Annotated in this window: 13 protein-coding genes; 10 read left to right on the forward strand and 3 right to left on the reverse strand. The window is 68.6% G+C overall.

Annotated elements, in window-relative coordinates:
• Positions 1-190 precede the first annotated feature (190 nt).
• Genes ngcE through J7F03_RS34260 form a run of 3 tightly spaced genes read left to right on the forward strand, consistent with a single transcriptional unit; the run spans position 191 to position 3,573 of the window.
• Entirely contained in the window at positions 191-1,642 is a 1,452-nt protein-coding gene (ngcE, locus tag J7F03_RS34250; RefSeq protein ID WP_214956480.1) for an N-acetylglucosamine/diacetylchitobiose ABC transporter substrate-binding protein, read from the forward strand.
• A 44-nt stretch (positions 1,643-1,686) separates the two neighbouring features.
• The gene (locus J7F03_RS34255; protein WP_214956481.1) at positions 1,687-2,631 is read left to right on the forward strand and encodes a carbohydrate ABC transporter permease; all 945 of its coding nucleotides are present in this window, start codon (positions 1,687-1,689) and stop codon (positions 2,629-2,631) included.
• 12 nt (positions 2,632-2,643) lie between these two features.
• On the forward strand, positions 2,644-3,573 hold the full coding sequence (locus tag J7F03_RS34260) for a carbohydrate ABC transporter permease (protein WP_214956482.1): 930 nt from the start codon (positions 2,644-2,646) through the stop codon (positions 3,571-3,573).
• Positions 3,574-3,575: 2 nt separating this feature from the next.
• Here J7F03_RS34260 and J7F03_RS34265 read toward each other — a convergent pair whose 3' ends face one another.
• Positions 3,576-4,298 (reverse strand): MgtC/SapB family protein, encoded by a 723-nt coding sequence (locus J7F03_RS34265; protein WP_214956483.1) that lies wholly within the window; start codon positions 4,296-4,298, stop codon positions 3,576-3,578.
• A gap of 34 nt (positions 4,299-4,332) precedes the next feature.
• On the reverse strand, positions 4,333-7,056 hold the full coding sequence (gene mgtA / locus J7F03_RS34270) for a magnesium-translocating P-type ATPase (RefSeq protein WP_214956484.1): 2,724 nt from the start codon (positions 7,054-7,056) through the stop codon (positions 4,333-4,335).
• 579 nt (positions 7,057-7,635) lie between these two features.
• Here mgtA and J7F03_RS34275 point away from each other — a divergent pair.
• The 6 genes from J7F03_RS34275 (at position 7,636) to J7F03_RS34300 (ending at position 16,151) form a co-directional block, all read left to right on the forward strand.
• Entirely contained in the window at positions 7,636-8,850 is a 1,215-nt protein-coding gene (locus J7F03_RS34275; RefSeq protein WP_214956485.1) for an ROK family transcriptional regulator, read from the forward strand.
• Positions 8,851-8,968: 118 nt separating this feature from the next.
• Positions 8,969-10,081: a sugar ABC transporter substrate-binding protein gene (locus J7F03_RS34280; RefSeq protein ID WP_214956487.1), complete on the forward strand. Its 1,113-nt coding sequence runs from the start codon at positions 8,969-8,971 to the stop codon at positions 10,079-10,081.
• Between the two features lie 162 nt (positions 10,082-10,243).
• Positions 10,244-11,032, forward strand: coding sequence for an ATP-binding cassette domain-containing protein (locus J7F03_RS34285; RefSeq protein WP_112447331.1), 789 nt, complete (start codon positions 10,244-10,246; stop codon positions 11,030-11,032).
• Positions 11,033-11,058: 26 nt separating this feature from the next.
• Positions 11,059-12,348 carry a sugar ABC transporter permease gene (locus tag J7F03_RS34290; RefSeq protein WP_214956614.1) on the forward strand — a complete coding sequence of 430 codons (1,290 nt, stop codon included), beginning with the start codon at positions 11,059-11,061 and terminating at the stop codon, positions 12,346-12,348.
• 250 nt (positions 12,349-12,598) lie between these two features.
• Positions 12,599-14,515: a 1-deoxy-D-xylulose-5-phosphate synthase gene (gene dxs / locus J7F03_RS34295; RefSeq protein WP_214956489.1), complete on the forward strand. Its 1,917-nt coding sequence runs from the start codon at positions 12,599-12,601 to the stop codon at positions 14,513-14,515.
• A 121-nt stretch (positions 14,516-14,636) separates the two neighbouring features.
• Complete coding sequence (locus tag J7F03_RS34300) at positions 14,637-16,151, forward strand: amino acid permease (protein ID WP_214956491.1); 1,515 nt, start codon at positions 14,637-14,639, stop codon at positions 16,149-16,151.
• A gap of 82 nt (positions 16,152-16,233) precedes the next feature.
• On the opposite strand, the gene J7F03_RS34305 is transcribed toward J7F03_RS34300, so the two are convergent.
• Positions 16,234-17,307, reverse strand: coding sequence for an LCP family protein (locus tag J7F03_RS34305; RefSeq protein ID WP_214956493.1), 1,074 nt, complete (start codon positions 17,305-17,307; stop codon positions 16,234-16,236).
• Between the two features lie 243 nt (positions 17,308-17,550).
• On the opposite strand from J7F03_RS34305, the gene J7F03_RS34310 reads away from it, so the two are divergent.
• Entirely contained in the window at positions 17,551-19,110 is a 1,560-nt protein-coding gene (locus tag J7F03_RS34310; protein WP_214956495.1) for a hypothetical protein, read from the forward strand.
• Positions 19,111-19,187: the final 77 nt, after the last annotated feature.

Genomic DNA, 19,187 nt, shown 5'->3' on the forward strand with positions numbered 1-19,187 from the left:
GGGGCCCAGACCTGCACATGATCTTGCTCACGGGAGCGGAAGTGGACTATACCTGTGCCCGTCCGGATCACCGCGAAACGAGCGGCCCCGGACGGGGGGACGGCGGGGACCTGCGGTGATGTCCGCATGTGCGGCAACAGCCGCTCTTTCCTTCCTCCTTCACACTCCTGACGAAGGCGAGGACTTGAGCATGGGATCCACCTCCGCCCACGGCGAGAACAGCAACGGTGAGGGCCTCGGCCGCCGGGACCTGATCAAGCGCTCCGCGGCACTCGGCCTCATCGCCGTACCGACGATGAGCTTCCTGTCCGCGTGCGCCTCCGGCTCCGACGAGACGACCAAGGGCAACGAGTCGAAGACGGCCAAGTCCAAGGAAAACCCGTTCGGCGTCGCCAAGGGCAGCAAGCTCGACGTGGTCGTCTTCAAGGGCGGCTACGGCGACGACTACGCCAAGGCCTGGGAGGCGGCGTTCGACAAGAAGTGGGGCACCACCAGCTCCCACCTCTCCACCCAGGAGATCACCTCCAAGCTGCAGCCGCGCTTCAACGGCGGCAACCCGCCGGACGTCGTCGACGACTCCGGCGCCCAGCAGATCAAGCTGGACGTGCTCGCCAAGGGCAACCAGCTCACCGACCTCACCGAGGTGCTCGACGCCCCCTCGCTCGACGACCCGACCAAGACGGTCCGGGACACGCTGATGCCCGGGACCGTCGAAGGCGGCATGGTCGGCGGCAAGTTCGTCGCGCTGCAGTACGTCTACACCGTCTGGGGCCTGTGGTACTCCGGCAAGCTCTTCAAGGAGAAGGGCTGGACCGCGCCGAAGACCTGGCCCGAGTTCATGGAGATCTGCAAGAAGGCCAAGGAAGCCGGCATCGGCGGCCTGGCCCACCAGGGCAAGTACCCGTACTACATCAACGTCGCCATCATGGACCTGATCGCCAAGAAGGGCGGCCTGGATGCCATGAAGGCGATCGACAACCTGGAGCCGAACGCCTTCGCGGACAACCCGGTCGCGCTCGAGGCGGTCGAGGCGATCTACGAGATCGTCGAGAAGGACCTGCTGCTGCCGGGCACCAACGGCCTGACGCACACCGAGTCCCAGACCCAGTGGAACCAGTACAAGGCCGCCTTCATCACCTCCGGCTCCTGGCTGGAGAACGAGCAGCTCAAGCAGACCCCGGACGACTTCGACATGCAGTTCCTGCCGATGCCGGTGCTGCCCGGGAGCAAGCTGCCCTTCGAGGCCATCCGCGCGGGCGCCGGCGAGCCCTTCATCGTCCCGGAGAAGGCCGCCAACAAGGCCGGCGGCCTGGAGTTCCTCCGCTCGATGCTGTCGCGCGAGTGGTCGACCCTCTTCGCGCAGCAGGCCAACTCCCTCACCGTCCTCAAGGACGGCGTGGACCCGGCGGTCAAGCTCCGCCCGGGTACGCAGTCGGCCGTCGCCGCCCTCAAGTCGGCCGGCGACAACACCTTCAACTACCGTTACGCGGACTGGTACAGCGAGATGGGTACCGAACTGGAGAACGCGTCCAATGAGCTGATGGCCAAGCGCATCCAGCCCAAGGAATGGATCAAGCGGGCCCAGGCTGCGGTAGACAAGGCGACCAAGGACCCGAACGCCAAGAACAACAAGCGCAGCTGACACCAGCGTCCACCGGTCACCCGGAAACACCAGGGACGGACACCATGAGCCACGTAGCAAACAGCAAAGGGCGGGGCGGCTTCATCGCCGGCTTCCTCATCCTGCCCCTCGCGCTGTATCTGACCTTTGTCATCTGGCCGTACATCCAGACGTTCGGCTACTCCTTCACCAACTGGACGGGTCAGTCACCGACTTTCGACTTCGTCGGTCTGGACAACTACTCGGCCCTCCTGAAGGACGAGGTCTTCCGCGGCGCGCTGCTGCACAACCTGCTGCTCTTGGTGTTCGTCCCGGCGGTCACCATCCTGATCTCCCTGTTCTTCGCCTTCATGCTGAACGCCGGAGGGCGCAGCGGGGCCGGCGGAGTCCAGGGAGTGGCGGGTTCCGCCCTCTACAAGGTGATCTACTTCTTCCCGCAGGTCCTCTCCCTCGCCATCCTCGCGGTGCTCTTCGGAGCCGTGTACCGCAGTGACCAGGGCGGCCTGCTGAATGGATTCCTCGTAAAACTGGGCCTCGTCGACCCGTCCCACCCGATCGAATGGCTCAACGAACCCAACTTCGTCCTCTGGTGCCTGCTGCTCGTCGTCGTCTGGCACGGGGTCGGCTTCTACCTCGTCCTCTTCTCGGCCGCCATGCAGTCGGTCCCCAAGGACATCTACGAGGCCGCGCTGCTCGACGGCGCGGGGCGCGCCCAGACCTTCTTCAAGGTCACGCTGCCCCTGCTGTGGGATTCTGTGCAGACCTCCGCGGTCTATCTGGGCATCGCCGCGATGGACATGTTCGTCCTCGTGTCGACCATGACCTCGGGCCAGTTCGGCGGCGGACCGGACCACCACAGTGAGGTCATGGCGACGGTGCTGATGCGTAACTTCCTCTACTTCGGCCAGGCGGGCTACGCCTGCGCCATGGGGGTCGTGATGCTCGTCCTCACCCTGATCCTCTCCGCCATCACGCTGCGGGCCACTCGCCGCGAGCACGTCGAGTTCTAGCGGGAGACCACGATGACCACTGTGATCAAAGCACCGGGCGAGGCGGCAGCCGAGAAGCGCGCCGCCGGCACCGGGCAGACCCGCGGCCGGGGCAAGGGCGGCTCCGAGGGCATGGTCCTCAACGTCTTCTCGCACGGCTTCCTCGCCGTGTGGGGGATACTGATCATCCTGCCCCTGATCTGGCTGGTGCTCGGCTCCTTCAAGACCGACGCGCAGATCGGCGGCTCGGCCCTGAGCTGGCCGGCGCACTGGGAGTTCGACGCGTTCGGCCGCGCCTGGACCAAGGGCATCGGGAGCTACTTCGCCAACACGCTGATCGTGATGGTGTTCTCGGTTCCGCTGACGATGCTGCTCGGCTCGATGGCCGCGTACGTCCTGGCCCGCTACCCGTTCACGGGCAACCGGGTGATCTACTACTTCTTCGTCAGCGGGGCCATGTTCCCGGTCTTCCTGGCGCTCGTCCCGCTGTTCTTCATGGTGAAGCGGCTGGACATGCTCAACTCGTACCAGGGCCTGATCCTCGTGTACGTGGCGTACTCGATGCCGTTCACCGTCTTCTTCATGCACTCGTTCTTCCGGACGCTGCCGACGGCCGTGCACGAGGCGGCGGTGATCGACGGGGCCTCGCACACCCGGATCTTCTTCCAGGTGATGCTGCCGATGGCCAAGCCCGGCCTGATCAGCGTCGGGATATTCAATGTCCTCGGGCAGTGGAACCAGTACATCCTGCCCTCCGTGCTGATGCAGCCGCAGACGGGCTCGGACCCCGAGCGCTACATGCTCACCCAGGGCCTGATCCAGCTGCAGTACCAGATGGGCTACGAGACGGACCTGCCGGTGCTGTTCGCCGGTGTGACCATCGCGATGATCCCGATGCTGGTGGTCTACCTGTCCTTCCAGCGCCAGATCCAGGCCGGCCTGACCTCCGCCACCCTCAAGTAGCGTCAAGCGGACGGGTCGGGCACGACCGACCAGCTGACCGCCGAGACGGAGGGGTCGAGCGAGAGGTTGCTGACCGCTTCCTCCAGCATCCGGCCCCCCCCGCCCTCGGCGGTCAGCAGCGCGGACACCGTCACCAGGCCGGCCTTCGGGCCGTCCTGGCTGCGGATCGAGCGCAGCTGGTAGCCGGGCCGGCCCAGGGTGTCGACCAGCCGGTGGCGGATGTGGGCCTCCTCCGCCTCGAGGCACACGGCCTCGAAGTGGAAGTCGGTGGCCACCTCGGCCCCGCCTCCCGGCTCGCGGTCCATGCGCCGGCCCAGCGGGCGCAGCACGAGGTTCGCTCCCACCACGCCCGCCGTGCCGAAGGCCGCCAGGACGAACATCCCGGTGCCGGCGAGGCAGCCCACGGCCGCCGAACACCACAGGGTGGCGGCCGTGTTCAGGCCCCGTACGCTCAGCCCGTCGCGCATGATCACGCCGGCGCCGAGGAAGCCGATCCCCGAGACGATCTGGGCGGCGACCCGCGAGCCGTCGTACTGGACCTGCGAGACCTCGCTCATGAACCCGTACTGCGAGAGCAGCACGAACAGCGCGGCGCCGCCCGCCACCAGGGCGTTGGTCCGCAGGCCCGCCATCCGGGCCCGCCACTGCCGTTCCAGGCCGATCGCCGCCCCGAATCCGAGCGCCGCGGCCAGGTGCCCGGCCATCTCCCATTCGGTGAGACGCATCGGCCCTTCCTTATCTCCTCTTGCGCGCGGCTTCTTACAGCCAGGTGCCGAACTTGCGGATGTACACGGTCTTCAGCAGCTGCGTGAGCGTGCAGTAGGCGAGCAGTACGCCGATCAGCCACGGGAAGTAGCTCGCCGGCAGGGCCACGAAGCCCAGCGACTCGGCCAGCGGGGAGAAGGGCAGGAAGAGCCCGGTCAGTACCGCGAGGACGGTCGTCACCATCACCGGCCAGGAGGCGCGGGACTGGATGAAGGGGATTTTGCGGGTACGGATCATGTGGACGATCAGGGTCTGCGAGAGCAGTCCCTCGATGAACCAGCCGGACTGGAAGAGCGCCTGGCTCGCCTCGCTGTTGGCGGCGAACACGTTCCACATGATCACGAACATCGCGATGTCGAAGATCGAGCTGATGGGGCCGATGCAGAGCATGAAGCGGCCGATGCCCTTGGCGTCCCAGTTACGGGGCTTGCGCAGGTACTCCTCGTCCATCCGGTCCCACGGCGTGGCCAGCTGGGCGATGTCGTAGACCAGGTTCTGGACCAGCAGCATGATCGCCAGCATCGGCTGGAAGGGGATGAAGGCGCTCGCCACCAGCACCGAGAAGACGTTGCCGAAGTTCGAGCTGGCCGTCATCTTGATGTACTTGATCGTGTTGCCGAAGGTGGTCCGGCCCTGGATCACGCCCTGCTCCAGGACGGTCAGGTCCTTCTCCAGCAGGATGATGTCGGCGGACTCCTTGGCGATGTCGACGGCGGTGTCGACCGAGATGCCGACGTCCGCGTCGCGCAGCGCGGCCGCGTCGTTGATGCCGTCCCCGAGGAAGCCGACCGTGTGGCCGTCGGCCCGCAGGGCCCGGACGATCCGGGCCTTCTGGACCGGGTTGACCTTGGCGAAGACCGTCGTACGGGCGGCCAGCGCGCGCAGCGCCGGGTCGTCCAGGGCGTCGAGCTCGCTGCTGCCCGAGACCACGTGGCCCACGTCGATGCCGACGTCGGCGCAGACCCGGGCCGCCACCAGCTCGTTGTCGCCGGTGACGACCTTGACCGCGATGCCCTTGTCGGCGAGGCCCTGCAGGGCCACGGCGGCGTCGGCCTTCGGCGGGTCGAGGAAGGCGAGGAAGCCGACCAGGGTCAGCCGGTCCTCGTCGGCGACGGTGTAGGTGTCGCGCGGCGTGTCCATCGTGCGGGTGGCCACGGCCAGGACGCGCAGGCCTCGACGGTTGTTGTGCTCGGCGATGCGGGTGACGTGCCAGCGCAGCTGCTCGGTCAGTTCGACCCGCTGCCCGCGGTCCGTCATGTGGGTGCACAGGTCGAGGACCTCCTCGACCGCGCCCTTGGTGATCATGACGTGCTCGGAGCGGCCGAGGTCGCCCACGATGCCGTTGCGGTTGAGGACCACGGACATCCGGCGCCGTGCGAAGTCGAAGGGGATCTCGTCGACCATCGAGAACCGAGCATCGACGACAACCTCCTCGGCCTCGCCCACGCGGTCGATGACCGCTTGGTCCATCAGGTTCTTCAGGCCCGTCTGGAAGTGCGAGTTGAGGTAGCCGTACTCCAGGACCTCGTTGTCGTCGTTCCCGTGCACGTCCAGGTAGCGGTCCAGGACGATCCGGTCCTCGGTGAGGGTGCCGGTCTTGTCCGTGCAGAGCACGTCCATGGCGCCCAGGTTCTGGATCGCGTTCAGCCGCTTGACGACGACCTTGCGCTTGGACATGGCGATCGCGCCGCGCGCCAGGTTGGCGGAGACCACCATCGGCAGCATCTCGGGGGTCAGCCCGACCGCCACGGCGATGCCGAGGAGGAAGGCGGCCTCCCAGTCGCCCTTGGTGAAGCCGTTGATCATGAAGACGATCGGGACCATCACCAGCATGAAGCGGATCAGCAGGAAGCTGACCTTGCGCACGCCGGTGTCGAAGTTGGTCTCCGGGCGCTCGCCGACCAGGGAGCCGGCCATCGAGCCGAAGTAGGTGTCGGCGCCCGTGGCGACGACGACACCGGTGGCGGTGCCCGAGGTGACCGAGGTGCCCATCAGGCAGAGGTTGTCGGCCTCGACCGGGTCGGTGGTCTCGAACTGCCCGAGGTCCTCCGTCCGGGTGTCGGCCTTGGCGACCGGCAGGGACTCGCCGGAGAGCGTGGCCTGGCTGACCATCAGGTCCTTGGACGTGATGAGCCGCAGGTCGGCCGGGATCAGGTCGCCGGCGGCCAGCTTGACCACGTCGCCCGGGACCACCTGGTCCATCGGGACCTCGAAGGTGGTCGGGCCGGAGCCGCTGCCGGCCCGGCGCTGCACCGCGCAGGTGGTGGTGACGAGCTTCTTGAGCGCGTCGGCGGCCCGGCCCGAGCGGAACTCCTGCCAGAAGCGCAGCAGTCCGCTGATCCCGACCATCACCGAGAGGATGATGACGCCCGGGTCGGCAGGGTCCTGCCAGTACATGACGGCGGCCAGGAAGACCAGGACCCCGATGAAGGGGTTCCAGTACGCCTTCGCGAGCTGGAACCACCAGCGCGGGGCACGCTCGTGGGCGATGACGTTCGTGCCGTGGCGCTCCAGGCGCAGCGCGGCCTCGGTGTGGGTGAGGCCGTTGCGCGAAGCGTCCACTTCCTGCAGGACCTGGACGGTCGGGCGGGCGCTGGACCCGGCGAGCCGCTCGCCGACGATCCGGGTACGGGCCTCCAGCTCGGCGGCCTTGCGCTCGCGGCGGGCCTTGCCCGGGGGTGCGAGCTTCGTGGGGGTACGAGGGGTGAGCATGGTCATGACGAAAACCTCCCTCCACGGTGTCCGGGCAGCGCGAAGCCGAGCGGTCACGTGGAGTGATCATGGGTCGGCGCGAAGTGGCACACAGGGCCGCGGGCAGGCCGATGGGCATGGATGACGCAGGCCTGACGGGCGCGTCAGGTCATGCGGAAGGGGTGACGAAGATGAATGCAGAAACGCACGGGGGCGGCGCGGAGCCGCGGCCGTACACACTCGGGAAAGATCGGCCCGTCGGTGACGGTCAGCCGAAGAGAGCGCTGCAAGGACTTCGATCGGGACTCATCCCGAACACCTCCTTGCGTAGCGCTGTCATCACGGAGGGCGCCCGATCCGGCCGTGAAGACCGTGGAAGACCGACGCCTCAGCGAACGTAGCACGACACGGATGGAGGTTTCTCTCATACTTATGACCGGTAGTGGCCGATTCGTGCTGCGTCGGCCCCTTGACGTCTTGAGGCGCAAAGGCTCGACTTAAGGTTCACAAGTTGGAGAGACGCCGGGGTCTCGGAGCACGCAGCCGCTACGGTCCCGGCCGGGGGGCGACGGCTTGCCGTCGCTTATGGGCAGGAGTGGATGAGTCGTGCAGACTCCCGGATCGCAGTCTTCACTGCATCGCGCGAATCTGGAGCGCGTCGTACGGGCGGTACGGCTCGCGGGTTCGCTGACCCAGGCCGAGATCGCCCGGAGCACGGGACTGTCGGCGGCCACGGTCTCCAACATCGTGCGCGAGCTCAGGGAGGCCGGGACCGTCGAGGTCACGGACACCTCGGCCGGGGGCCGGCGCGCGCGCAGCGTCTCGCTCAGCGGTGACGCGGGCATCGTGATCGGCGTCGACTTCGGCCACACCCACCTGCGGGTGGCCGTCGGCAACCTGGCCCACCAGGTACTGGCCGAGGAGGCCGAGCCGCTGGACGTGGACGCCTCCTGGGTGGACGGCTTCGACCGGGCGGAATCCCTGGTCGGACGGCTCATCGAGGGCATAGGGGTCGGCCGCGACAAGGTCATCGGCGTCGGGCTCGGCGTACCGGGCCCCATCGACGTGGAGTCCGGCACCCTCGGCTCCACCGCGATCCTGCCGGGCTGGGCCGGGATCAACCCGCGCCAGGAGCTCTCGCGGCGCCTCGGCGTGCCCGTCTACGTGGACAACGACGCGAACCTCGGGGCGCTCGGGGAACTCGTATGGGGTAGCGGCCGCGGGGTAAAAGACCTGGCCTACATCAAGGTCGCCAGCGGTGTCGGCGCGGGGCTGGTGATCAACGGTCAGATCTACCGCGGACCGGGCGGCACGGCCGGCGAGATCGGGCACATCACGCTGGACGAATCGGGCCCCGTCTGCCGCTGCGGCAACCGCGGCTGCCTGGAGACCTTCGCCGCCGCGCGGTACGTGCTGCCGCTCCTGCAGAGCAGCCACGGCCCGGAGTTGACGATGGAGCGGGTGGTGGAGCTGGCGCGGGAGGGGGACCCCGGCTGCCGCCGCGTCATCACCGACGTGGGCCGCCACATCGGCAGCGGAGTGGCCAGCCTGTGCAACCTCCTGAACCCGAGCCGGGTGGTCCTGGGCGGCTCGCTGGCCGACGCCGGTGAACTGGTGCTGGCCCCCATACGTGAATCCGTGGGGAGGTACGCGATCCCCAGCGCGGCCAGGCAGTTGTCGGTCCTGACCGGGTCGCTGGGGGGCCGCGCGGAGGTGCTGGGAGCACTGGCCCTCGTGCTCAGCGAAATGGGCGATTCGACGCTTTTGGCGGAAAATAGCAGTGGAGTGCGAGCACCAGCCGTCTTGTCTTCAGTTAGATAACGGATGGCACCGTTGTCATCTCGTTAAGGATTCACTCCTTGACGGCAAACTTGCGGCCGGGGTTGACTCACATCCACCTCGGCCGCAGTGTTGCGGCCTCGTCAGGGAGGTTCAAGTAATGAACACGCGTATGCGCAGAGCTGCCGTAGCCGTCGCCGCCAGCGCCATGGCCGTCTCGCTCGCCGCTTGCGGCAGTGCGAAGGAGTCCGGCGACAAGAAGGACTCCACCGCCACCGTCAAGGGCAACGCGATCAAGGTCGGCCTGCTCCTGCCGGAGAACCAGACCGCGCGTTACGAGAAGTTCGACAAGCCGCTCATCGAGAAGACGGTCGCCGACCTCACCGCGGGCAAGGGCGAGGTCGTCTACGCCAACGCCAAGCAGGACGCGACCACGCAGAACTCGCAGGTCGACACGATGATCACCAACAAGGTGAACGTCCTGATCATCGACGCCGTGGACTCCAAGGCGATCGCCGGCTCGGTCAAGAAGGCCAAGGAGGCCGGCATCCCGGTCGTGGCCTACGACCGCCTGGCCGAGGGCCCGATCGACGCCTACACCTCCTTCGACAACGAAGAGGTCGGCAAGGTCCAGGGCAAGGCGCTGCTGGAGGCGCTGGGCGACAAGGCCAAGGACGGCCAGATCGTCATGATGAACGGTTCGGTCACCGACCCGAACGCCAAGCTCTTCAAGTCCGGTGCGCACTCCGTCCTCGACGGCAAGGTGAACGTCGGCAAGGAGTACGACACCGTCGAGTGGAAGCCGGAGAACGCCAACACCAACATGGCGGCCGCTCTCTCGGCGCTCGGCAAGGACAAGGTCATCGGCGTCTACTCCGCCAACGACGGCATGGCCGGCGGCATCATCACCGCCCTCAAGGCGGCCGGCGTCTCCCCGCTGCCCCCGGTCACCGGCCAGGACGCCGAACTCGCCGGTGTGCAGCGCATCGTCGCGGGCGAGCAGTTCATGAGCGTCTACAAGCCGTACGCCCCCGAGGCCGAGGCCGCCGCGAAGATGGCCGTCGCGCTCGCCAAGGGCGACCGGCTCGAGGTCATCACCACCTCCAAGGTGGATAGCCCCTCCGCCAAGGGCATTCCGTCCCTGCTGATCCCGGTCGTCTCGCTGACCAAGGCGAACATCAAGGACACGGTCATCCGGGACAACGTCTACTCGGCCGACGAGATCTGCACCGACAAGTACGCGGCCGCCTGCGCCACCCTCGGCCTGAAGTAAGGCCCCCGCCGCTCGGTCCTCCGAGCCGGCCCCATGCCTGTCCGGCGCTCCCGCCTCCCTCCCGCCACTGGCGGGGCGCCGGACAGAAACGATTCACCTCATCCAATACCCCTGTGGTCCTGCTCTTTTGCACGACATCCCCGCCGGTCAGGCGGCAAGGAGATGGTTCATGTGTCCGCTGCGCCCGTACTGGCGTTGCGAGGGGTCTCGAAGCGGTTCGGCGCCGTTCAGGCCCTCACCGACGTAGAACTCGAGATCCACTCCGGCGAGGTGGTCGCCCTCGTCGGCGACAACGGCGCCGGTAAGTCCACGCTGGTCAAGACGATCGCCGGCGTGCACCCCATCGATGACGGAGTCATCGAGTGGGAGGGCCGCCCGGTCTCGATCACCAAGCCCCACGACGCCCAGAACCTGGGCATTGCGACGGTCTACCAGGACCTCGCGCTGTGCGACAACATCGATGTCGTCGGCAACCTTTTCCTGGGCCGTGAGCTCAAGCGGCGCGGCATCCTCGACGAGGTGGAGATGGAGCGGCGTGCCCGCGAGCTCCTGACCACCCTGTCCATCCGGATCCCCAGCGTCCGCATCCCCATCGCCTCGCTCTCCGGCGGCCAGCGCCAGACCGTGGCGATCGCCCGCTCCATGCTGGGCGAGCCCCAGCTCGTCATCCTCGACGAGCCCACCGCCGCCCTCGGCGTCGAGCAGACCGCACAGGTGCTCGACCTGGTGGAGCGGCTGCGCGAGCGAGGCCACGCCGTCATCCTCATCAGCCACAACATGGCCGACGTGAAGGCCGTGGCCGACAAGGTGGCCGTACTGCGGCTGGGCCGCAACAACGGCGTCTTCTCCGTGAAGGACACCTCGCAGGAAGAGATCATCTCCGCCATCACCGGGGCCACGGACAACGCCGTGACCCGCCGGGCGGCCCGTACGGGGGAGGCCCGCAAGTGAGCACCCATAAGCATGCCGCCGGTCCGCTGGGCAAGGGCCCCGCAGGCCGGACGCAGCACATCGACCCGGTCAACCCGGCCGCCGCGCACGACGCCATCCCGGCCGTGGACCCCCGGCTGCTCGTGCGCGAGCAGGGCCTCGCCGGATACATGAACGAGTTCGGCCGCAAGCTGAGGTCCGGCGACCTGGGCTCCGTGCCCGTCGTCCTCGGCCTGATCATCATCTGGAGCATCTTCCAGGGCCTGAACTCGAACTTCCTCGGCCCGGAGAACCTCACCAACATCGCGATCACGATGACGGCCACCGGCATGATGGCGGTCGGCATCATCTTCGTCCTGCTGCTCGGCGAGATCGACCTCTCGGTCGGCTCGGTCAGCGGTGTGTCGGGCGCGATCGTCGCGGTCCTCGCGGTCACCCACGGCGTCAACGAATGGCTCGCCATCCTCGCGGCGATCGCCGGAGGCGCCCTGATCGGCTCCCTCCACGGCTTCTTCTTCGCCAAGATCGGTGCCCCGGCCTTCGCCGTCACCCTGTCGGGCCTGCTCTTCTGGTCCGGCGCCATGCTGCAGATCCTCGGCAGCAACGGCACGATCAACCTCGACTCCGAGGGCGTGGTCGGGCAGCTGACCACGTACTTCTTCTCGGACGTGGCCATCGGCTACGGGCTCGCCGCCCTCGCCGTGGTGGGGTACTTCCTCGCCACGTTCTTCGACGCGCGGCGCCGCGAGGCCGCCGGGGTCCCCTCCCGGCCGCTCGGCGACATCCTGCTGCGCACCGGGCTCCTCGCGCTGTTCACCTTCGGCCCCGCCGTCGTGTTCAACCAGTACAAGGGCCTGCCGCTCGCGGTGGTGCTCTTCCTGCTGGCCCTGGTCGCCACGGACTTCGTCCTGCGGCGCACCACCTTCGGCCGCCAGGTCTTCGCGCTCGGCGGCAGCGTCGAGGCCTCCCGGCGCGCCGGCATCAACGTGAACCGGGTCCGGATCACCGTGTTCGCGATCGCCGGCACCTTCGCGGCGATCGGCGGGCTCTTCTGGGCCTCCAAGATCGCGGCGGCCAACCAGAGCGCCGGCGCGGGCGACCTGCTGATGAACGTGATCGCGGCGGCCGTCATCGGCGGCACCAGCCTCTTCGGCGGCCGCGGCCGGACCTGGAACGCCCTCCTCGGCGTCATGGTCATCACGTCCATCCAGTACGGTCTGGCCCTGGAGGGAATCGCGACGCCGATCCAGTACATGATCACCGGCGCGGTACTGCTCGCCACCGTGGTGATCGACTCGATCACCCGCAAGACGCAGAAGACGGCCGGACGCGCCTGATCGAGCGATCTGCGAGTGACGCGGCGGTAAGAACCGTCACAGTGCCCGGTGCCACTACGTGTGGCGCCGGGCACCTGTGCGTAGATATTTACGTACGCCTGTACGGGTCTGCGCCCATTTGGCGGGTGTGACTTCGCGCACGTGTGTACAGGTATGACAAAGGTGCGACCCGACAGGTACGCCCGATGATGCCCGCCGCGAGCGGAACATTAGACTCGACAGACCAGCAAGCAACTGCAAGGAGGCACGGGTGCTGCTGACCCGCATCAAGGGACCGCGCGATCTGGACCTGCTCAGCCAGGAGGAGCTCGAACAGCTCGCCGCCGAGATCAGGTCCTTCCTCGTCGACGCCGTCTCCAAGACCGGCGGGCACCTCGGCCCCAACCTCGGTGTGGTCGAGCTGACGATCGCCCTGCACCGGGTCTTCGACTCGCCCAAGGACAAGGTCCTCTTCGACACCGGCCACCAGGCCTACGTCCACAAGCTGCTCACCGGCCGTCAGGACTTCGCCGGCCTGCGCACCAAGGGCGGCCTCTCCGGCTACCCCTCGCGCGCCGAGTCCGACCACGACGTGATCGAGAACTCGCACGCCTCCACCGTGCTGGGCTGGGCCGACGGCATCGCCAAGGCCAACGAGGTGCTCGGCCGCGAGGACCACCACGTCGCCGCGGTCATCGGTGACGGCGCCCTGACCGGCGGCATGGCCTGGGAGGCGCTGAACAACATCGCCGCCGCCAAGGACCGCCCCCTCGTCATCGTCGTCAACGACAACGAGCGCTCCTACGGCCCCACCATCGGCGGCCTCGCCAACCACCTGGCCACCCTGCGCACCACGGACGGCTACGAGCGCTTCCTGGCCCGCGGCAAGGACCTGCTGGAGCGCACCCCGGTCGTCGGGAAGCCGCTCTACGAGACCCTGCACGGCGCCAAGAAGGGCCTCAAGGACTTCATCGCGCCGCAGGGCATGTTCGAGGACCTGGGCCTGAAGTACATCGGTCCCATCGACGGCCACGACATCGAGGCCCTGGAGTCCGCCCTGCAGCGAGCCAAGCGCTTCAGCGGACCGGTCATCGTCCACTGCCTCACCCAGAAGGGCCGGGGCTACGAGCCGGCCGTCCAGGACGAGGCGGACCGCTTCCACGCGGTCGGCGTCATCCACCCGGACACCGGCCTCCCCGTCAGCACCGATGCCGCCAGCTGGACTTCCGTCTTCGCCGACGAGATGGTCAAGCTCGGCAAGGCGCGCAAGGACATCGTCGCCATCACCGCGGCCATGCTCCAGCCCGTCGGCCTGAAGAAGTTCGCGGACGCCTACCCCGACCGGATCTTCGACGTCGGCATCGCCGAGCAGCACGGCGCCACCTCGGCGGCGGGCCTGGCGACCGGCGGCGCCCACCCGGTCTTCGCGGTGTACGCCACCTTCCTCAACCGCGCCTTCGACCAGGTCCTGATGGACGTGGCCCTGCACAAGTGCGGAGTCACCTTCGTCCTGGACCGGGCCGGCGTCACCGGCACCGACGGCGCCTCCCACAACGGCATGTGGGACATGTCCATCCTCCAGGTCGTCCCCGGCCTGCGCCTGGCCGCCCCGCGCGACGCGGAGCAGCTGCGGGCCCAGCTGAACGAGGCCGTCCTGGTGAAGGACGCGCCGACCGTGGTGCGCTTCTCCAAGGGCGTCGTCGGCCCGGCCGTCCCGGCCATCGGCAAGATCGGCGGCATGGACGTGCTGCTCCGTCCGGGCGACGAGGTCACCCGGCCGGACGTACTGCTCGTCTCGGTCGGCGCGCTCGCCCCGATGTGCCTGGAGATCGCCGACCTCCTCGACAAGCAGGGCATCTCGACGACCGTGGTCGACCCCCGCTGGGTCAAGCCGGTGGACGAGGCCCTGGCCCCGCTCGCCGACCGCCACCGCGTGGTCGTCACCGTCGAGGACAACAGCCGCGCCGGCGGCGTGGGCTCCGCCGTCGCGCAGGCGCTGCGGGACGCGGGCGTCGACGTACCGCTGCGTGACTTCGGCATTCCGCAGCGCTTCCTGGACCACGCCACGCGCAAGGAGGTCATGGCCGAGATCGGTCTGACCGCCCCGGACATCGCGCGGCAGGTCACCGGCCTGGTGGCCAAGCTGGACGGGCGTTACGACAGCGAGCCGGCGGCCGCCGTCGACTGACCGGCGGCCCGCGGGCGCTGATCATCTGCGGTTGCAGGCTACGGGCCGGAAGGGTCACCCTTGGGGGGTGGGCCTTCCGGCCCGTTTCGTTTCGATGCGGTCTCTTCTGTGAGGTGCGTCGGTGAGTAGGAATCTGAACAGCCCCTTCCGTACCAAATCGGTCGAGCAGTCCATCCGCGACACGGAAGAGCCTGAGCACGCACTACGCAAATCGCTCTCGGCCTGGGACCTGACCGTCTTCGGCGTCGGCGTGATCATCGGTACCGGCATCTTCGTCCTCACTGGCAAAGTCGCCAAGGAGACCGCCGGACCCGCCACCGCCCTCGCGTTCGTCGCCGCCGGAGTCGTCTGCGCGCTCGCGGCACTGTGCTATGCCGAGTTCGCCTCGACCGTGCCGGTGGCCGGATCCGCGTACACGTTCTCCTACGCCTCGATCGGCGAACTGCCCGCCTGGATCATCGGCTGGGACCTGGTGCTGGAGTTCGCGCTCGGCACCGCCGTCGTCGCGGTCGGCTGGTCGGGATACGTGCGCTCGCTCATGGACAACGCCGGCATCCACCTGCCGGCCTCCCTCCAGGGGCCGGACGTGGCGGGCGGCACCTTCGACCTGCTCGCCTTTGTGCTCGTGCTCGTCCTCACGGCGATCCTCGTCATCGGGGTGAAGCTCTCGGCGCGGATCACGGCGGTCGTCGTCGCGATCAAGGTCACGGTGGTGCTCATCGTGATCGTGGCCGGCCTGTTCTTCATCACCAAGTCCAACTACGACCCGTTCGTCCCGCCGGCCGAGCCCCAGCCCGGCGGCGCCGGGCTCGACGCCCCGCTCGTCCAGCTGCTCTTCGGCTACGAGCCCACCAACTTCGGCGTCATGGGCATCTTCACCGCGGCCTCCGTCGTCTTCTTCGCCTTCATCGGCTTCGACGTGGTGGCCACCGCGGCCGAGGAGACCAAGCTGCCGCAGAAGGACATGCCGCGCGGCATCATCGGCTCGCTGGTCATCTGCACCGTGCTCTACGTGGCGGTCTCGATCGTGGTGACCGGCATGCAGAACTACAAGGAGCTCTCCGTCAGCGCCCCGCTGGCCGACGCCTTCAAATCCGCCGGCCATCCGGTCTTCGGAGGCATCATCAGCTTCGGCGCGGCCGTGGGCCTGACCACCGTGTGCATGATCCTGCTGCTGGGCCAGACCCGGGTGTTCTTCGCGATGAGCCGCGACGGACTGCTGCCGCGCTTCTTCTCCCGGACGCACCCGAAGTTCCGTACGCCCTACCGGCCCACGATCCTGCTCGGCGTGGTCATCGCGATCGTCGCCGGTTTCACCAGCATCAACGAACTGGCGACCCTGGTGAACATCGGCACGCTCTTCGCCTTCGTCGTCGTGGCCCTCGGCGTGATGGTCCTGCGCCGCACCCGGCCCGACCTGCACCGGTCCTTCCGCACCCCGTGGGTGCCGCTCGTCCCCATCCTGTCGATCGCCGCGTCGGTCTGGCTGATGCTCAACCTGCCGGCCGAGACCTGGCTGCGCTTCGGTATCTGGATGGTCGTCGGCTTCTTCGTCTACTTCCTCTACGGCAAGCAGCACAGCCGGCTGGGGCGGGGCGAGGGCATGACGCCGAACCCGATCCGCGAGGGACGCTGACCCCAGGCCGCCGTATGACGACGGGGCCGGTCGCAGAGCCCGGAGGGCTCTCGCGACCGGCCCCGGCCGAGCCGGCGGTCGGTCAGCCGCCCGTCGCCGGGGACTTCTTCGCCGAGGCGGGGATCGTCCGGTCGTTGCGCAGGGCTTCCCACAGCTGGCCGGCCTGCGGCTCCGCCGCTATGACGCGGTTCCGGTCGATCTTGTCGTAGGCGACCGGCAGCATGATGGTCTCCATGGTGTCGGGGTCCACGCCCTTCATGCTCTGGGCGAAGTCCGACAGGCCCTTCAGGGAGCCGAGTTCGGAGTCGGTGGTCAGCGACTTGGTGCCGGCGTCGGCGAGCTTGTAGAGCCGGGCCGGGTTGCCGAAGGTGTCCTGCCGCTTGATCTCGGACAGCATCGCCATCATGAACTCCTGCTGCAGGCCTATGCGTCCGAGGTCGCTGCCGTCGCCGTAGCCGTGGCGGGTACGGACGAACTTGAGGGAGTCGGTGCCGTCCAGGCGGTGCGTGCCCGGGTCCAGCTTCAGGCCGCCCGATCCGCCGTTGATCGGCTTCTCGATGGTGACGTTCACTCCGCCGAGCGCGTCCACCAGGCCCTTGAAGCCGGCGAAGTCCACCTCGACGAAGTGGTCGACGCGGATGCCCGACATCTGCTCGACGGTCTTGACGACACAGGCGGGGCCGGCCACGGAGTAGACGGAGTTGAACATGACGCGGTTCGCCGTCTTGACGGTCTTGCCGTCGCCGTCCTTGCACTCGGGCCGGGTCACGAGGGTGTCGCGCGGGATGCTCACCGCGGTTGCCTTCTTACGGCCCTCGGGTACGTGCACGAGCATCGCGGTGTCCGAGCGGGCGCCGCTGACGTCGCCGTGGTCGAGCTCGGCGTTGGCCCCGGCGCGCGAGTCGGAGCCCAGTACGAGGATGTTCTGCGCACCGGCGACGACCTTCGCCGGCCGGTTGTCGACACCGATCGCCTGGTCCAGGTCGACGCTGTCGATGTTGCCGTTGAGGTGGCTGTACGCCCACCAGCCGGCGCCGCCGGCTATGAGGAGCAGGGCGAGCAGAACAAGTGCGACGACACGGAACACCCGCTTCTTGCGGCTGCTTCTTCGCGGGGCCTTGCGGGAGCGCGGAGGTGCGTCGGTTGCCTGAGTCATGCCGTAGGTGTCCTCTGATCCCGGTGGTCGGCGGTCGTAGGATGCGAGCGCCAGCATGGTGGGGAGGCGCGAGCGGCCGGATCGCGTGTGCGGCGGACCTCGAGCCGGGTACTGGAGTCGCCCGCGCGGCGCGTTTACCGGGGCCACTATAGGCAAACGTGCACGTCGAACGGGAGTGCCCCTATCGTGGGCGCCGATCACATGCGGAAACACACGGCGGGCAAGGAAAAAGGAGCGGGATCCATGGGGTACTCGGCCGGTCGTCGACGAGGTGACCGCCACGGCACTGAGCCGCAGCCCACGAGGCAGCTCGCGGGAGCGGCCGAAAGCAGCCGGATCCTCATCGTCACCCCCGGGCCGGGCACGGCCGCCGTGTTCCTGCGCGAGGAACCGGGTACCGGGCCGGTCACCGTGCTGTGCCTCGAGGCCGGTACCGCTCAGGAGCGGGCCGATTTCACCCGGGCCGCCGAGGAGGCCGCCGGCCGGGGCTGCCCCGTGGACGGCCCCCCGCGAACCCTGCCCGCGGACGATCCGGTCCGGGCGCTGCTGCGCGAACTGCGCGCCGTGGCGCCGGACCGGGTACTGACCTGCGACCCGCTGGCCCTTCGGGAGGAGGGCGCGCGGGGGGAGCGGGAGAGCGCCCTGGCGATCGCCGTGCTCGACGCGGTCGAGGAGTACCAGGCCGAGACCGGGCGCCCCGTCTTCACCGACTGCCGGGTCCTGGACACCGAGGCCTGGCCGGCCCCCGCCTCGCGCTCGCGGTATCCGGCGCCCTCCGCCTGGGCGGTTTGCGGCAGCGACGGCAGGGTCTCCGCCTATCTGCCGGTACCGGGCGCGGTGGCCCGGTGGACCGAGGGCGCCGACGGGAACTGGACGGGGCCGGAGTTGCTGGAGGCCCCCGGCATGCTGCCCGCGCTGACGGTCCTGCAGGATCCCGACGGCTATGTCGAGCTGATGGGCCTGCGTCGGACCGGGCCGGCCGACGGCGAGTGGAACATCGACGTCGGGCACGTGACCCAGTACCAGTCGGGCCGGCCGCCGGGCCCCTGGTACCACCAGATGAACCCGCACCGCTCCGAGCCGCTGCGCGGGCGCTTCATCGGCGTCCCGGTCGCCGCCTACGACGCCGACGGGACGCTGCACGTCTTCGTCCGCAACGACGGGCACCACGTGAACGCCTGCCGCAGGCGGCCCGACGGGGTCTGGTCGAGCTGGGGCCTGCTCAGGGGCGCCAGGGTCGAGGACGAGATGGTCGCGCTGCGGGGTGCGGACGGGAAGGTCGAGCTCTACGCACGCCACGAGGGCAAGCCGGGCCTGGTCCGCTGGCACCGCCCCGACGCGAGGTGGGCGGTGGACCTCAGCCCGAACGTCCATGCCCTCGCGGGGAGTCTCGCCGCGGCGCCCGAGAGCGGGGCGCTCAGGTACCGGTACGCCGAGAGCGGCGAGCTGTGCCAGTGGCCGCTCGGCTCGTACGGGCCGATGAGCCTGAACGGCCCGGCGGCGCGCGGCAGGGCGAACGGCGCGGCGGGCGTCCACATCGACGGCTGGAGCTGCACGGTGCTGGCCGTCGAGGACGAGCAGGGAAACTGCGCGATCGGGGCGTATGTGGACGGACGCCCCGACGGCGGGGTTTGGTGGATTTCCACCGCCCAGCGGGCCCTGATGCCTCCCGTGGCCGTTCGGAAGCACGACGGAACGGTGATCGTCATCACAATCGGGTCCGGAGCCCGTCTCGCGGTGGCGCGACAGGTGACCAATGGCCCGGGGCTGGAATTCGAGCCCTGGCTTGATCTATCCCGCTGACGGGGGCGGACGGGGCGAGTCCGCAAGGGACTCAAGCCCGCTCAGGGTTTTATCCGTTACTTACCTGTTACCTGATT

Origin of the sequence: Streptomyces sp. ISL-43, assembly GCF_018614195.1 — a bacterium.
GTDB lineage: Bacteria > Actinomycetota > Actinomycetes > Streptomycetales > Streptomycetaceae > Streptomyces.

Excerpts from the sequence above, each read along its gene's own strand:
- ngcE (WP_214956480.1), top strand. The coding sequence starts at position 191 with ATGGGATCCACCTCCGCCCACGGCGAGAACAGCAACGGTGAGGGCCTC.
- J7F03_RS34255 (WP_214956481.1), top strand. The coding sequence starts at position 1,687 with ATGAGCCACGTAGCAAACAGCAAAGGGCGGGGCGGCTTCATCGCCGGC.
- J7F03_RS34260 (WP_214956482.1), top strand. The coding sequence starts at position 2,644 with ATGACCACTGTGATCAAAGCACCGGGCGAGGCGGCAGCCGAGAAGCGC.
- J7F03_RS34265 (WP_214956483.1), bottom strand. The coding sequence starts at position 4,298 with ATGCGTCTCACCGAATGGGAGATGGCCGGGCACCTGGCCGCGGCGCTC.
- mgtA (WP_214956484.1), bottom strand. The coding sequence starts at position 7,056 with ATGACCATGCTCACCCCTCGTACCCCCACGAAGCTCGCACCCCCGGGC.
- J7F03_RS34280 (WP_214956487.1), top strand. The coding sequence starts at position 8,969 with ATGAACACGCGTATGCGCAGAGCTGCCGTAGCCGTCGCCGCCAGCGCC.
- J7F03_RS34285 (WP_112447331.1), top strand. The coding sequence starts at position 10,244 with ATGGTTCATGTGTCCGCTGCGCCCGTACTGGCGTTGCGAGGGGTCTCG.
- J7F03_RS34305 (WP_214956493.1), bottom strand. The coding sequence starts at position 17,307 with ATGACTCAGGCAACCGACGCACCTCCGCGCTCCCGCAAGGCCCCGCGA.
- J7F03_RS34310 (WP_214956495.1), top strand. The coding sequence starts at position 17,551 with ATGGGGTACTCGGCCGGTCGTCGACGAGGTGACCGCCACGGCACTGAG.